Genomic DNA, 12580 nt, shown 5'->3' on the forward strand with positions numbered 1-12580 from the left:
ATGGACGCGACAGTACATGACCTGAACGGTGACGACGCCGGTACGATTGAGCTTCCGGCAGTGTTTGATACACCATACCGACCGGACCTCATCCAGAAGGCCGTCGTTGCCGCACAGGCAAACAAGAAGCAGGCCTACGGATCAGACCCACTCGCAGGAATGCGAACCCCTGCCGAATCGCTCGGTAGCGGGCGTGGTCTTGCTCACGTTCCGCGTGAGAACGGTCAAGCTCGACGTGTTCCGCAAGCGGTTGGCGGACGCCGAGCACACCCACCGAAGGCTGAGAAAGACCAGGGCAAATCGATCAATAAAAAAGAGCGCAAGTTCGCAACGCGATCGGCACTCGCAGCAACCGCTGATCCAGAGCTTGTCGCAGAACGTGGACATCAGTTCGACGACGATGTTGAACTGCCACTTGTTGTCTCCGATGAGTTTGAAGACCTCGTCAAAACGAAAGAGGTTGCTGAACTTCTCGACGCACTCGGTGTCTCTGCAGACATCGAGCGCGCAGACAACAAGAAAGTCCGAGCTGGACGTGGAAAGACACGTGGTCGGAAGTACAAACGAGCGAAATCGATCCTCTTTGTCACAAGCGAAGAGCCATCCCGTGCCGCACGGAACCTCGCAGGCGTCGATGTTGCAACTGCAGCAAACGTCAATGTCGAGGATCTGGCACCGGGTACCCACGCCGGTCGACTGACGCTCTTTACGGAGTCTGCACTTGCGGAGGTGGCTGACCGATGAGTTCCATTATTCAACATCCGATCGTTACCGAGAAGGCGATGAACGAGATGGACTTTGACAACAAACTCCAGTTCCTCGTTCATATTGACGCCTCGAAAGGCGACATCACCGAAGAAGTTGAGGATCGATACGATGTTTCGATCGTCAAAGTCAACACACAGGTGACGCCGAAAGGCAAAAAGAAAGCAACCGTCACACTCAGCGAGGATGACGATGCGACAGAGATCGCCTCGCGAATTGGGGTGTTCTAAATGGGACGACGAATTCAAGGCCAACGACGTGGACGCGGTGGCTCAACCTTCCGTGCCCCGTCGCACCGATACAAGGCTGAACTGTCACACAAACGTGCCGAAAATAGAGACACGATCTCGGGAACGGTTGTCGATATTGAACACGACCCGGCTCGAGCAGCGCCGCTTGCAGACATCGAGTTTGAAGATGGCGATCGCCGCCTTGTCCTCGCTCCAGAGGGCGTCACGGTCGGCGAAGAGATTCAAGTCGGTGTCTCCGCAGAGATCAAGCCAGGAAACACCCTCCCGCTCGGAGAAATCCCAGAGGGAGTTCCAGTGTGTAACGTTGAGAGCCAGCCGGGTGACGGCGGAAAGTTCGCTCGTGCATCCGGAGTCTCAGCACAGCTTCTCACACACGACAAAACAGTCGCTGTTGTGAAACTCCCAAGCGGAGAGGTCAAACGGCTCAACCCACAGTGCCGCGCTACGATCGGTGTGGTTGCTGGTGGTGGCCGAACCGAAAAGCCGTTCGTCAAAGCTGGAAAGAAATACCACAAAATGAAGGCACGAGGGACGAAGTATCCACGTGTCCGTGGTGTTGCAATGAACGCCGTCGACCACCCATTCGGTGGCGGTGGTCGCCAGCACCCAGGAAAGCCGAAATCCGTCTCACGTGATGCACCACCAGGACGGAAGGTCGGTGACATCGCCTCGAAACGAACGGGACGAGGCGGAAAAGGAGGCAGAAAGTAATCATGAGTACTGACTACCGTACTGGCCGTGAAGGTGAGTTCACCTACCGCGGTCACACGCTTGACGAGCTGCAGGAGATGGAGCTTGACGATGTCGCAGAACTGTTGCCCGCACGACAGCGGCGAACCATTGTCCGCGGCCTTTCAGAGGAGCACGAAAAGCTTCTCAACAAGGTCGAAGGCAAGACCGACGAAGAGACCGCAAACAACCCGGTCCGGACACACCTGCGGGACATGCCAGTCCTTCCAGCGTTTGTCGGACTCACGTTTGCGGTGTACACCGGACAGAGCTTCGAGCGCGTCAAGGTGCAGCCTGAGATGATCGGCCACTACCTTGGCGAGTTCCAGCTTACCCGGAACTCGGTCGAGCACGGACAGGCCGGTATCGGCGCGACCCGGTCCTCGAAGTTCGTGCCACTCAAATAAACCATGGGAATCAACTACAGCGTCGAGGCCGACCCCGACACCACCGCGAAAGCGATGCTTCGGGACCGGCCCATCAGCCTGAAGCACAGCAAGGCCATCTCCCGAACCATCAAGGGAATGACGGTTACCGACGCGGAGGAGTACTTGGAAGCGGTGATCGCAGGCGAGCGATCGGTTCCGTTCAAACAGCACAACTCCGGTGTCGGTCACCGATCGGATATCGATGGCTGGGATGCCGGTCGATACCCAAACAAAGCGTCGAAAGACTTCCTCAAACTACTCACCAACGTGCGTAACAACGCAACTGAGCAAGGGTTTGACGGCCCGTCGATGGTCATTACACACATCGCAGCGCACAAAGTTGGCGAGCGACCTGGCCGAAAGCCACGTGCATTCGGTCGCGCATCGCCGTGGAACACAACGGTTTGTGATGTTGAAATAATCATCGAGGAACCAGATGCAACCGAGGAGGACGATAACTAATGGCTGACGAACACCAGTTCATTGAAAACGGCCTACAGCGCGCACAGATCGACGAGTTCTTTGCAAAAGAACTTGGTCGAGCGGGCTACGGCGGCATGGATATCGCAAAAACCCCAATGGGGACCCAGATCGTCCTCAAGGCCGAGAAGCCAGGAATGGTTATCGGAAAGGGTGGGAAGAACATCCGAAAGATCACTCGCGAGCTGACTGATCGATTCGGCATGGATGATCCACAGATCGATGTTCAGGAAGTCGACGAGCCGGATCTCAACGCACGGATTGTTGCAGATCGACTCGCAAATGCACTCGAGCGCGGATGGTACTTCCGAAAAGCCGGACACACAACAATCGACCGAATCATGGATTCGGGCGCACTCGGTGCGGAGATTGTGCTCTCCGGGAAAGTCACTGGCGCACGATCACGCGTTGAGAAATTCAATCGAGGATACATCAAACACAACGGTGAGCCAGCACAGGAAGTTGTTGACGAAGGGCAGGGCGTTGCCGTTATGAAGCTCGGTACGATCGGTGTAACAGTCAAGATCATTCCACCAGGAGCACAGCTACCGGATGACTTCCGCATCAACGAGGATGTCGAAGTTGAGGCAGTTGAGCAGGACCTTGGGTCGGATGATGTTGACGACCTTATCGACGACGATGCGGAAATTCCAGATGTCTCCGAAGAGGACGACGTCGAGATTCCGGATGATGATCCAGCAGATATCATCGATGAGGAAATCGTCGAAGAGGTTGTCGAAGAGACAACAGAAGCAGCACCAGTTGGCGACGAGCTTGACGAAGAAGAAGTCATCCCGGAAGACGATGAAATCGAGGCAGAACTCGATGAACTCGACGAAGATGTTGCAGACGAAGCAGCAGACCTTGTTTCGGAGATGGAAGATGCAGATGCAGAAGACGAAGAAACGGAGGAATAATTTATGGCAATTCTTCATCCAGACGAACTTCGCGACATGACTGCAGCAGAGCGGGAAGTCGAGCTCGAAGAGCTTGAGACCGAACTGCTCAACATGAAGTCCGTACAGGCTGCCGGTGGTATGCCTGAAAGCCCAGGCCGCATGGCCGAGCTCAAACGGACGATCGCACGAATCAAAACGATTCAGACAGAAGAAGGCGACTTCGACGAGGAATAACGACCTATGGCACTCACCCCTGAAACGCTCACACGACACGAACTCATCGGCTTGCACATGTGTGTAGCCGATGCGCCGAATCCTGACCTCGTTGGGATTTCCGGCCGCATTGTCTCCGAGACAATGCAGACAGTCGTTGTTGAGACACAGGGTGAGACCAAACAGGTCCAAAAACAGGACTCAACCTTTGAGTTTTGTCTTCCAGTCGAGTCAAGCGGCGGTCAATACAGACACACAAACACAGATGAAGCCGCCGGTGACCGTAAGGTCCCGGGGTCTTCGTCCAAACTCGGATCGGAAACTGCGGGGGAAGCAGAACAGAAACACCCCCGTCAGTCTGCTCCGTCCGCAGATGCATCACAAAACGCCTCTGCGGCGAGTCTCGTTGGGCGAGACGAGTGCGAGGGCGGAGTCTACGTTACGGTGGATGCAACAACCCTACTCTCACGACCCGCCGAACGCACCGAATTTATAGGTGATTCAAAATGGCGATAGGATTAGACGTACCAACGCCTCCGGAACCAGAGAATCCGGAGGAGTACGATTATGAGAAGTGTCCGTTCTATGGACAACTTCCCGTCAGGGGACAGACCCTCGAAGGGACTGTTGTCTCGACGGCAATGGAAAAGACCGTCATCGTCGAGCGTGAGTACGACGTGTTCGTGCCTAAATACGACCGGTATATGAAACGCCGGTCCCGTATTCCAGCGCACGTCCCAGGCGTACTCGAACCGCTCGAAGTCGGTGACGAAGTAACAATTGCGGAGACCCGCCCGCTCTCGAAGACGAAATCCCACGTCGTCGTCCAAGTCGGAGGTGACGAGTGATGGAAGCATTAAAAGCTGATGTCACACAGGGACTCGAGAAAGGGTCACTCATCAAATGTACTGACAACACTGGTGCACGCGAACTTCGCGTGATCAGCGTTGCAGGGTACTCCGGAACGAAGAATCGACACCCCAAAGCAGGCATCGCCGACAAAGTGACCGTTTCGGTCACCAAAGGTACGCCGGAAATGCGCCGACAGGTGCTGGAGGCAGTTATTGTCCGCCAGCGCAAGTCGATCCGTCGTCCAGACGGAACGCGTGTGAAATTCGAGGACAACGCCGCGGTCATCATTGATGAAAACGGCGAGCCTCGAGGGACCGAGATTAAAGGTCCAATCGCACGTGAAGTCGCAGAGCGCTTCGGGAGTATTGCAAGTACGGCTACAATGATCGTATAGTATGACGCGACAACCACGCAAACAACGAAAGTCTGCGGCGAACGCGTCGCTACACGAGCGACAAAAGCAGGTCCGTGCGACACTCGCTGATGACCTCCGTGAGGAGTACAATCAGCGAAACGTCCGTGTGAATGCGGGCGACACTGTCGAGGTCCTGCGTGGCGACCACGCCGGCGAAGAAGGTGAGGTCCTTCTCGTCGATCTAAAAAAGGAAGTCATCCACGTCGACGGCGTGACAGTTGAGCGCGCTGACGGTGAGGAGGTTCCTCGTCCGCTCGATGCAAGCAACGTACGCGTGACCGAACTCGACCTTGATGATGAGGTTCGAGCGGCACGTCTCGCCGGAGATGACACGGAGGGTGACGAATGACCAACCACCAGAAACGACTCTCAGTACCAAAGTCTTGGCCGGTCGAACGAAAGACCAACACTTTCACCGTCAAAGCTGGCGCAGGCCCGCATGGTGAAGCAGGCGTTCCGCTGATCATTATTCTGCGGGACGTCCTTGGCTACGTCGACACGAAAAAGGAAGGGCGCTACGCGCTCAACCAAGGAACAATACTCGTCAACGGAGATGCAGTCACTGACGAACGCCGACCGATCGGTATGTTCGACATTCTTGCATTCACCGAACGTGAAGAGTACTACCGTGTCTTCCCAGATGAGGGAGGACGCCTTGCACTGGAAGCAATCTCTGCAGACGCAGCAGATAGCCGCCTCGGAAAAGTCGTCAACAAAACACAAGTTGACGGTGGCGACTTCCAGCTAACCCTTCATGATGGCACGAACGTTCGTGTCGAAGATGGAAGCGAGTACTCCACAAAAGACTCGCTCGTCATTGACAACGAATCAAAAGAGATTGTTGCCCACTTCGTTTATGAAGAGGGCGCACTCGTTACAGCTGTTGACGGACAACACGCTGGTGAGATTGGCACGATCGATGAGATCCAGGTCACGCTCGGCAGCGGTAACAACACCGTTTCAGTTAGTCAAGATGATGGTGGCTTTGAAACGATCGAGCCATACGTTGTTGTAATTGACGAGAACTTCACCGGAGGTGACGACGAATGAGCGAATCTGTGAACGAAATGCGAGCACCACAGATCGAGAAGGTCGTCGTCCATATGGCCGTTGGAGAAGGTGGTCGAACACTCGCAAACGCTGAAGAGATCCTCGAAGAGATCGCCGGTCAACAGAGTGTCCGAACGCTCGCAAAACGAACGGTCCAAGAGTTCAATATCCGCCAAGGAGATCCGATCGGCGCAAAAGTAACGCTCCGAGATGAGGCCGCACACGAGTTCCTCGAAACGGCGCTCTCACTGACGGAGATTTCCGAGTCACAGTTTGACGATAACGGAAACTTCAGCTTTGGAGTTGCAGAGCACACCGAGTTCCCAAGCCAAGAGTACGATCCACAGATCGGAATCTACGGGCTTGACGTTACAGTCAACCTTGTCCGGCCAGGCTACCGCGTTGCAAAACGTAGTAAAGCCACTGGTGAGGTTCCAGAACGCCACCGAATGACACCAGAGGATGCAGCAGTATTCCTCGAAGAGACATTCGATGTGGAGGTCACAGAATGAGCGAAAGTGAAACAGAAAACACGGGCGACAGCGGACGGACAGGCCAAGAAAACGCCTGCCGTCGGTGCGGCCGAAAACAGGGGCTTGTCGGCAAGTACGACATCAACCTGTGCCGCCAATGCTTCCGCGAAGTTGCTCGAGACATGGGATTCAAGAAGTACAGCTAATTATGGCAGGTAACGACCCACTGTCCGACGCACTCAGCGGAATCGACAACGCAGAGAGTGTCGGCCATCTCAGTTACACGGTACAGCCCGCCTCAAATATCATCGGATCGGTCCTCGAGGTCTTTTACGACCGCGGGTATATCGACGGCTTCGAGTTCGTCGACGACGGCAAGTCCGGTGAGTTCGAGGTTGAACTGAAAGGCGCTATCAACGAATGTGGTCTGGTGAAGCCGCGCTACTCAGCCGGTGCAGATGAGTTCGAGAAATGGGAGAAACGATATCTCCCTGCCCGTGATTACGGTGCACTCATCGTCACAACAAGCCACGGCGTCATGAGCCACTACGAAGCCCGAGAAGAGGGAATCGGTGGCCAGATCATCGCATACGTCTACTAAAATCATGAATCGAGTAGAAATCGAAATTCCGGACGATGTGTCTGCCAACGTTGATCACCTCGAACTGACCGTCGAGGGAGATAACGGAAGCGTCACGCGACGCCTCTGGTACCCTGACGTGTCAGTATCTGTTGAGGATGGTAACGTGGTTATCGAGACGGAGAACACGGACGCAAAAACGAACGCGACCGTCGGAACCTTCGAGAGCCATGTTCGAAACATGATCCACGGTGTTGCAAACGGCTGGGAGTACAAGATGGAAGTCTTCTACGCTCACTTCCCGATGCAAGTGAACGTTCAAGGAGGCGACGTCGTCATCGAGAACTTCCTCGGTGAGCGTGCCCCACGCCGAACAACGATTCACGGCGACACACAAGTACAGGTTGACGGCGAAGTAGTTGTCTTGAGCGGCCCTGATAAAGAGGCTGTTGGACAAACTGCCGCCGATATTGAACAACTAACCAAAGTGAAAGGTAAAGACACCCGTGTGTTCCAAGACGGTGTCTACATCACTGAGAAGCCACAGGCAGGAGGTGCCTAAATGGCAGACGAACCGCAAGAACTCGAAGACATCAGCGGTGTCGGTCCGTCCAAAGCAGAGGCGCTTCGTGAGGCCGGCTACGAGACGATCGAAGACGTACAGGCCGCAAGTCAGTCGGAACTCTCCGAGGTTGACGGTGTCGGTAACGCGCTCGCAGCGCGTATCAAAGCCGACGTCGGTGGTCTCGAAGTCTCTGAAGAGGCAGAGGCAGAGATCGAAGACGACGAGCCAGAAGAAGAGACCGAAGACGTCGACGAAGACGTTGAAACGGAGCTTCAACCACGAGGCCACGTTGACAAGACCCCAGAGCTTGACGACGAGGCTGAAGCTGCACTGAAACAGAAACGTCGTGAAGGGAAACCAGCCTTCCGACGACAGGACTACCACATGAAAAAGCGAACGCCAGAATCATGGCGTCGCCCACGTGGTGGTCTCTCAAAACAGCGTCGCGGATACAAAGGCAAAGGAGCGAAAGTCCAAGCCGGATACCGCACGCCAAAGGCAGCACGAGGACTCCACCCAAGCGGATTCGAGGAAGTCCGCGTTCACAACGCAGATGATCTCGAAGATGTTGATGGTGACTCACAAGCTGTTCGTATTGCATCATCAGTTGGTGCACGGAAACGCGAGCGGATCGAAGAGGTCTGTGAGGACGAGGAGATTCGCGTGCTCAACCCAACCTACATTGAAGTAGAGGTGGACGCAGATGAGTGATCTGAAAGCACAGAAACGACTCGCAGCCGACATCCTTGATGTCGGTAAGAGCCGTGTCTGGTTCGATCCAGAAGCACAGGCAGAGATCGTTGAAGCGATTACCCGAGAGGATATCCGCGATCTCATCGAGCAGGGAACGATCCAAGCAAAGGATGCAAAGACTAACTCCCGTGGTCGTGCACGAGAACGCGCTGCAAAGCGTTCATACGGCCACCAGAAAGGTCCAGGATCACGCAAAGGTCGGTCCGGTGCTCGACGAAACAAGAAAGACGCGTGGATCACCCGGATCCGCGCACAGCGTGCCCGTTTGAAGGAACTCCGTGATGAGGGCGCACTCGATCGTACCCAATACCGAGAGCTGTACAACAAAGCCAGCGGTGGTCAGTTTGACAGCGTCGATCGGCTTGAGGCGTACGCGAGGAACAACTACGGAATTGAGGTGTCTAACTAATGGCAACAGGACCACGATACAAGGTGCCGATGCGACGGCGCCGAGAGGTCCGGACTGATTACCATCAGAGGTTGCGCCTGCTGAAATCCGGCAAACCTCGCCTGGTCGCCCGGGTGAGCAATGCTCATGTCAGGGCGCAGCTGGTTACCCCCGGACCCAACGGAGATGTAACGCACGTCGCTGCATCGAGTGAGGACCTTGCAGACTACGGCTGGGAAGCCCCAACAGGGAATCTTCCGAGCGCATATCTGACTGGATACTTGCTCGGTCTGCAAGCGATCGAGGCTGGCCACGAAGAGGCTGTTCTCGACATCGGCCTGAACACAGCAACACCTGGTAACAAGGTGTTTGCAGTGCAGGAAGGTGCGATCGATGCGGGTCTCGAAATCCCACATAGCGACAGTGTGCTTGCAGACTGGTCGCGCACACGCGGCGAGCATATCGCCGAGTATGCCGAGCAACTCGATGAGCCACTGTACAGCGGCGATTTCGATGCAACTGAACTACCTGAGCACTTCGATGAAGTGCTCGCTACACTGCAGGAGGACGAATGAGCCAACGTAATAACAACGGCTGGGAGCCGCGGACGCGGCTAGGCCGAAAAGTGCAGAACGGCGACATCAGCTCGATGGAGCAAGCACTTGCGTCCGGCCTCCCACTTAAGGAGCCACAGATCGTCGACCAGCTCCTTCCAGGACTGGAAGATGAAGTGCTTGATATTAACATGGTCCAGCGTATGACCGACTCGGGCCGACGTGTGAAATTCCGCTGTGTTGTCGCAGTCGGAAACCGCGACGGCTACCTCGGCTACGCACAGGCCCGTGATGATCAGGTTGGCGGTGCGATCCAGAAAGCGATCGACGTTGCCAAACTGAACATTATCAAGGTCGATCGAGGATCAGGGTCCTGGGAGGACCAGGCTGGTGGAGTCAACTCCCTGACTCGGAAAGCAGAAGGAAAAGCTGGATCTGTCACTGTCGAGATCATGCCTGCACCGCAGGGACTTGGACTCGCAGCAGCAGAGACCGTTCGAGCAATCCTTGAGCTTGCTGGAATTGAAGACGCATGGACAAAGTCGGACGGCAATACCCGTACGACGGTTAACCTTGCAAAGGCGACGTTCAATGCGCTTGAGAACGCAGCACAGTCTCGAACACCACAGCGTGTACAAGAGATTCAACAGGAGGCACGTGAATGAAAGCAGTTGTTCAGCTCCGCGGACGAGTGAACATGAGCCAAGGCGTTCGCGATACGCTTTCGATGCTCAACCTACACCACGTCAACCACGCGACACTTGTTCCGGACACTGAGACCTACAACGGGATGGTCACAAAAGTGAACGACTATGTTGCGTTTGGTGAGCCGTCCGAAGAGGTCGTTGCGCTCATTCTTGAGCGCCGTGGTTCGCCGTTTGAAGGTGAAGGTAGCATCGACGATGAGTGGGTCGCAGAAAACACAGAGTACAGCGATATTAGTTCGCTTGCAGCCGCACTCGTCGCAGAAGAGACGACGCTTCGAGAGCAGAACCTTGCGCCAGTGCTTCGTCTACACCCACCACGTGGTGGCCACGACGGAATCAAACATCCGGTCAAAGAAGGCGGCCAACTTGGACGCCATTCGACCGACGGAATTGACGAACTCTTGGAGGCGATGCGATAATGTCGAAGAAACGACGACAGCGTGGATCTCGGACACATGGTGGCGGAACACACAAAAATCGGCGTGGTGCCGGACACCGCGGCGGACGTGGACGTGCAGGCCGTTCGAAACATGAGTTCCACAACTATGAGCCGCTCGGTAAGCACGGATTCAAACGGCCACAGTCCGTCCAGGATACGGTCCTTGAAGTTCGTGTGCAGAAACTCGACGAAGATGCAGCACTCTATGCTGCAGATGGGCTTGCTGAGGAAGATGGCGATGCATACGTCATCGACGCCCGCGATGTTGTTGACGATGGACACGACGTGGATGTCGTGAAAGTCCTCGGTGGCGGTCAGGTTCGAAATGAACTGATCGTCACTGCTGATGCCTTCACAGCTGGCGCTGTTGGACTGCTTGAAGAAGCAGGCGGCGACGCTGTGTTATCAGCCCGCGCGGAAGAAGCTGAATCAGAAGACCTATCCGAAGAGAGTTCGGACGAGGCGTAATATGAGTTGGAAGGAGGCCGCTGAACCAGTACTCACACGGATGCCCGTAGTGACCCGTCCAACGGGTCACATTCCGTTCAAGCGTAAGCTTGCGTGGACCGCGGGCGTTCTGTTTGTGTACTTTTTCCTCACGAACATCACGCTGTTCGGGCTTGAAAGCACAGGCAGCGATATATTCGGACAGTTCCGTTCGATTCTCGCTGGTGAACAGGGATCGATCCTGCAGGTCGGTATTGGACCGATCGTCACCGCGAGTATTGTCCTGCAGCTGTTAGGTGGAGCGAACCTCCTTGGGTTGGATACAAGCGACCCGCGTGACCAAGTGCTGTATCAGGGACTACAGAAGCTGCTTGTCATTGTTGTTACAGCGATGACTGCTGCACCGATGGTGTTTGCAGGTGGCTTCCTCCCAGCAAATCCAGCCATCGGTAATGCGCTTGGAATTGGCCTGTTCGGTATTCAGATGGTCATTTTCGCGCAGGTATTCATTGGCGGTGTCCTCATCCTGTTCATGGACGAAATCGTGAGCAAGTGGGGAGTCGGCTCCGGTGTGGGGCTGTTCATTATCGCTGCAGTGAGCCAGCAACTTGTCGGTGGATTCTTCAGTTGGTCTGGACTCGGAACACCCGGGTTCTTCGCTAGCTGGTTTGGGATCATCACCGGCAGTGTTGAACTTGGCCCAACATTCACATCAGAGTGGTTCCAATCACTCTTGTTCTCACCTGGTGAACTCCTTGCGTTGGTTACAACGGCGTTAATTTTCGCGGTTGTTGTGTACGCAGAGTCTGTCCGGGTTGAGATCCCACTGAGCCACGCACGTGTGAAAGGTGCCCGTGGCCGCTTCCCGGTGAAGCTCATCTACGCATCCGTCCTGCCAATGATCTTGGTTCGTGCGCTGCAGGCGAACATCCAGTTCTTCGGGCAGATCATCAACAGCCAGACAACAATGCCAACATGGCTCGGAGTCTACGCTGATGGTCAGCCAGTATCTGGGTTCTTCTACTACTTCGCACCGATCCAAAGCAGACAGGATTGGATGTGGTTCCTTGGGTTCACCAATGCAGAACCGTGGATGATCTTCACTCGTGTCGCGATTGACCTAACGTTCATGGTCGTTGGTGGTGCAATCTTCGCGATCTTCTGGGTCGAAACCACAGGAATGGGCCCAGAGGCAACCGCCCGACAGATCCAAAACTCGGGGATGCAGATTCCTGGCTTCCGACGCAACCCACAAGTTGTTGAGAAAGTTATGGAACGCTACATTCCACAGGTTACCGTTATTGGCGGTGCACTTGTTGGACTGCTTGCAGTCCTGGCGAACATGCTGGGGACGATCGGAAACGTCACCGGAGAGGGGCTTCTACTGACAGTCTCGATTACGTACAAACTGTATGAGGAGATTGCAGAAGAGCAACTCATGGAGATGCATCCGATGATGCGTCAGATGTTCGGCAGAGAGTAACAAGTACCCCTTATTTTTATGTATATTTCGCCGCTTGAGTACCGACTCAGAGGCGATAATAACGTTACCGAAACGTACACAATACGGCCCGTTAAGTGCTCACAGACCG

The 12580-nt window shown here is 55.0% G+C and carries 22 protein-coding genes and 1 pseudogene; all 23 read left to right on the forward strand.

What is annotated here, in order from left to right; genetic code table 11:
- The 23 genes and pseudogenes from rpl4p to secY all read left to right on the forward strand — a co-directional run bounded on the left by rpl4p (position 1) and on the right by secY (position 12471).
- Positions 1-744, forward strand: a complete 744-nt coding sequence (rpl4p, locus tag AArcSt2_RS06310) for a 50S ribosomal protein L4 (RefSeq protein WP_250583470.1) — start codon at positions 1-3, stop codon at positions 742-744.
- Positions 741-995: a 50S ribosomal protein L23 gene (locus AArcSt2_RS06315; protein ID WP_174652035.1), complete on the forward strand. Its 255-nt coding sequence runs from the start codon at positions 741-743 to the stop codon at positions 993-995. The genes rpl4p and AArcSt2_RS06315 overlap by 4 nt, the downstream gene beginning before the upstream one ends.
- Positions 996-1727, forward strand: coding sequence for a 50S ribosomal protein L2 (locus tag AArcSt2_RS06320; protein WP_174652036.1), 732 nt, complete (start codon positions 996-998; stop codon positions 1725-1727).
- Positions 1728-1729: 2 nt separating this feature from the next.
- Positions 1730-2152 carry a 30S ribosomal protein S19 gene (locus AArcSt2_RS06325; RefSeq protein WP_174652037.1) on the forward strand — a complete coding sequence of 141 codons (423 nt, stop codon included), beginning with the start codon at positions 1730-1732 and terminating at the stop codon, positions 2150-2152.
- A gap of 3 nt (positions 2153-2155) precedes the next feature.
- Positions 2156-2635 (forward strand): 50S ribosomal protein L22, encoded by a 480-nt coding sequence (locus tag AArcSt2_RS06330; protein ID WP_250583471.1) that lies wholly within the window; start codon positions 2156-2158, stop codon positions 2633-2635.
- The gene (locus AArcSt2_RS06335; protein ID WP_250583472.1) at positions 2635-3570 is read left to right on the forward strand and encodes a 30S ribosomal protein S3; all 936 of its coding nucleotides are present in this window, start codon (positions 2635-2637) and stop codon (positions 3568-3570) included. Before AArcSt2_RS06330 ends, AArcSt2_RS06335 begins: the two co-directional genes overlap by 1 nt.
- 3 nt (positions 3571-3573) lie before the next feature.
- Entirely contained in the window at positions 3574-3786 is a 213-nt protein-coding gene (gene rpmC, locus AArcSt2_RS06340; protein ID WP_174652040.1) for a 50S ribosomal protein L29, read from the forward strand.
- A gap of 6 nt (positions 3787-3792) precedes the next feature.
- Positions 3793-4281, forward strand: coding sequence for a ribonuclease P protein component 1 (locus AArcSt2_RS06345; RefSeq protein WP_174652041.1), 489 nt, complete (start codon positions 3793-3795; stop codon positions 4279-4281).
- Positions 4272-4598 (forward strand): annotated as a pseudogene (locus AArcSt2_RS06350) (30S ribosomal protein S17); the annotation flags it as partial. The gene AArcSt2_RS06345 and the pseudogene AArcSt2_RS06350, both read left to right, overlap by 10 nt.
- Positions 4599-4612: 14 nt before the next feature.
- Complete coding sequence (locus AArcSt2_RS06355; protein WP_174652043.1) at positions 4613-5011, forward strand: 50S ribosomal protein L14; 399 nt, start codon at positions 4613-4615, stop codon at positions 5009-5011.
- 1 nt (position 5012) lies between these two features.
- The gene (gene rplX / locus AArcSt2_RS06360; protein WP_174652044.1) at positions 5013-5381 is read left to right on the forward strand and encodes a 50S ribosomal protein L24; all 369 of its coding nucleotides are present in this window, start codon (positions 5013-5015) and stop codon (positions 5379-5381) included.
- The gene (locus AArcSt2_RS06365; protein ID WP_174652045.1) at positions 5378-6082 is read left to right on the forward strand and encodes a 30S ribosomal protein S4e; all 705 of its coding nucleotides are present in this window, start codon (positions 5378-5380) and stop codon (positions 6080-6082) included. The genes rplX and AArcSt2_RS06365 overlap by 4 nt, the downstream gene beginning before the upstream one ends.
- Positions 6079-6594 carry a 50S ribosomal protein L5 gene (locus tag AArcSt2_RS06370; RefSeq protein ID WP_250583473.1) on the forward strand — a complete coding sequence of 172 codons (516 nt, stop codon included), beginning with the start codon at positions 6079-6081 and terminating at the stop codon, positions 6592-6594. The genes AArcSt2_RS06365 and AArcSt2_RS06370 overlap by 4 nt, the downstream gene beginning before the upstream one ends.
- A complete protein-coding gene (locus AArcSt2_RS06375) occupies positions 6591-6761 on the forward strand; it encodes a 30S ribosomal protein S14 (protein ID WP_174652047.1) in 171 nt (56 codons plus the stop codon). The genes AArcSt2_RS06370 and AArcSt2_RS06375 overlap by 4 nt, the downstream gene beginning before the upstream one ends.
- Positions 6762-6763: 2 nt before the next feature.
- Positions 6764-7156 carry a 30S ribosomal protein S8 gene (locus AArcSt2_RS06380; RefSeq protein ID WP_174652048.1) on the forward strand — a complete coding sequence of 131 codons (393 nt, stop codon included), beginning with the start codon at positions 6764-6766 and terminating at the stop codon, positions 7154-7156.
- A gap of 4 nt (positions 7157-7160) precedes the next feature.
- Entirely contained in the window at positions 7161-7697 is a 537-nt protein-coding gene (locus tag AArcSt2_RS06385) for a 50S ribosomal protein L6 (RefSeq protein WP_174652049.1), read from the forward strand.
- The gene (locus AArcSt2_RS06390; protein ID WP_250583474.1) at positions 7698-8411 is read left to right on the forward strand and encodes a 50S ribosomal protein L32e; all 714 of its coding nucleotides are present in this window, start codon (positions 7698-7700) and stop codon (positions 8409-8411) included.
- Complete coding sequence (locus tag AArcSt2_RS06395) at positions 8404-8862, forward strand: 50S ribosomal protein L19e (RefSeq protein ID WP_174652051.1); 459 nt, start codon at positions 8404-8406, stop codon at positions 8860-8862. The genes AArcSt2_RS06390 and AArcSt2_RS06395 overlap by 8 nt, the downstream gene beginning before the upstream one ends.
- The gene (locus tag AArcSt2_RS06400) at positions 8862-9416 is read left to right on the forward strand and encodes a 50S ribosomal protein L18 (protein WP_250583475.1); all 555 of its coding nucleotides are present in this window, start codon (positions 8862-8864) and stop codon (positions 9414-9416) included. The genes AArcSt2_RS06395 and AArcSt2_RS06400 overlap by 1 nt, the downstream gene beginning before the upstream one ends.
- Positions 9413-10060: a 30S ribosomal protein S5 gene (locus AArcSt2_RS06405; protein ID WP_174652053.1), complete on the forward strand. Its 648-nt coding sequence runs from the start codon at positions 9413-9415 to the stop codon at positions 10058-10060. The genes AArcSt2_RS06400 and AArcSt2_RS06405 overlap by 4 nt, the downstream gene beginning before the upstream one ends.
- Positions 10057-10521, forward strand: coding sequence for a 50S ribosomal protein L30 (gene rpmD / locus AArcSt2_RS06410; RefSeq protein ID WP_174652054.1), 465 nt, complete (start codon positions 10057-10059; stop codon positions 10519-10521). The genes AArcSt2_RS06405 and rpmD overlap by 4 nt, the downstream gene beginning before the upstream one ends.
- Positions 10518-11009 carry an uL15m family ribosomal protein gene (locus tag AArcSt2_RS06415; protein ID WP_174654465.1) on the forward strand — a complete coding sequence of 164 codons (492 nt, stop codon included), beginning with the start codon at positions 10518-10520 and terminating at the stop codon, positions 11007-11009. Before rpmD ends, AArcSt2_RS06415 begins: the two co-directional genes overlap by 4 nt.
- A 1-nt stretch (position 11010) precedes the next feature.
- Complete coding sequence (gene secY, locus AArcSt2_RS06420; RefSeq protein ID WP_174652055.1) at positions 11011-12471, forward strand: preprotein translocase subunit SecY; 1461 nt, start codon at positions 11011-11013, stop codon at positions 12469-12471.
- Positions 12472-12580: the final 109 nt, after the last annotated feature.

The organism is Natronocalculus amylovorans (genome assembly GCF_023638035.1).
GTDB classification, from domain to species: domain Archaea; phylum Halobacteriota; class Halobacteria; order Halobacteriales; family Haloferacaceae; genus Natronocalculus; species Natronocalculus amylovorans.

Bases quoted from the DNA above. Each gene is read 5' to 3' on its own strand.
- rpl4p (WP_250583470.1), top strand. From the start codon at position 1: ATGGACGCGACAGTACATGACCTGAACGGTGACGACGCCGGTACGATT.
- AArcSt2_RS06315 (WP_174652035.1), top strand. From the start codon at position 741: ATGAGTTCCATTATTCAACATCCGATCGTTACCGAGAAGGCGATGAAC.
- AArcSt2_RS06320 (WP_174652036.1), top strand. From the start codon at position 996: ATGGGACGACGAATTCAAGGCCAACGACGTGGACGCGGTGGCTCAACC.
- AArcSt2_RS06325 (WP_174652037.1), top strand. From the start codon at position 1,730: ATGAGTACTGACTACCGTACTGGCCGTGAAGGTGAGTTCACCTACCGC.
- AArcSt2_RS06330 (WP_250583471.1), top strand. From the start codon at position 2,156: ATGGGAATCAACTACAGCGTCGAGGCCGACCCCGACACCACCGCGAAA.
- AArcSt2_RS06335 (WP_250583472.1), top strand. From the start codon at position 2,635: ATGGCTGACGAACACCAGTTCATTGAAAACGGCCTACAGCGCGCACAG.
- rpmC (WP_174652040.1), top strand. From the start codon at position 3,574: ATGGCAATTCTTCATCCAGACGAACTTCGCGACATGACTGCAGCAGAG.
- AArcSt2_RS06345 (WP_174652041.1), top strand. From the start codon at position 3,793: ATGGCACTCACCCCTGAAACGCTCACACGACACGAACTCATCGGCTTG.
- AArcSt2_RS06355 (WP_174652043.1), top strand. From the start codon at position 4,613: ATGGAAGCATTAAAAGCTGATGTCACACAGGGACTCGAGAAAGGGTCA.
- rplX (WP_174652044.1), top strand. From the start codon at position 5,013: ATGACGCGACAACCACGCAAACAACGAAAGTCTGCGGCGAACGCGTCG.
- AArcSt2_RS06365 (WP_174652045.1), top strand. From the start codon at position 5,378: ATGACCAACCACCAGAAACGACTCTCAGTACCAAAGTCTTGGCCGGTC.
- AArcSt2_RS06370 (WP_250583473.1), top strand. From the start codon at position 6,079: ATGAGCGAATCTGTGAACGAAATGCGAGCACCACAGATCGAGAAGGTC.
- AArcSt2_RS06375 (WP_174652047.1), top strand. From the start codon at position 6,591: ATGAGCGAAAGTGAAACAGAAAACACGGGCGACAGCGGACGGACAGGC.
- AArcSt2_RS06380 (WP_174652048.1), top strand. From the start codon at position 6,764: ATGGCAGGTAACGACCCACTGTCCGACGCACTCAGCGGAATCGACAAC.
- AArcSt2_RS06385 (WP_174652049.1), top strand. From the start codon at position 7,161: ATGAATCGAGTAGAAATCGAAATTCCGGACGATGTGTCTGCCAACGTT.
- AArcSt2_RS06390 (WP_250583474.1), top strand. From the start codon at position 7,698: ATGGCAGACGAACCGCAAGAACTCGAAGACATCAGCGGTGTCGGTCCG.
- AArcSt2_RS06395 (WP_174652051.1), top strand. From the start codon at position 8,404: ATGAGTGATCTGAAAGCACAGAAACGACTCGCAGCCGACATCCTTGAT.
- AArcSt2_RS06400 (WP_250583475.1), top strand. From the start codon at position 8,862: ATGGCAACAGGACCACGATACAAGGTGCCGATGCGACGGCGCCGAGAG.
- AArcSt2_RS06405 (WP_174652053.1), top strand. From the start codon at position 9,413: ATGAGCCAACGTAATAACAACGGCTGGGAGCCGCGGACGCGGCTAGGC.
- rpmD (WP_174652054.1), top strand. From the start codon at position 10,057: ATGAAAGCAGTTGTTCAGCTCCGCGGACGAGTGAACATGAGCCAAGGC.
- secY (WP_174652055.1), top strand. From the start codon at position 11,011: ATGAGTTGGAAGGAGGCCGCTGAACCAGTACTCACACGGATGCCCGTA.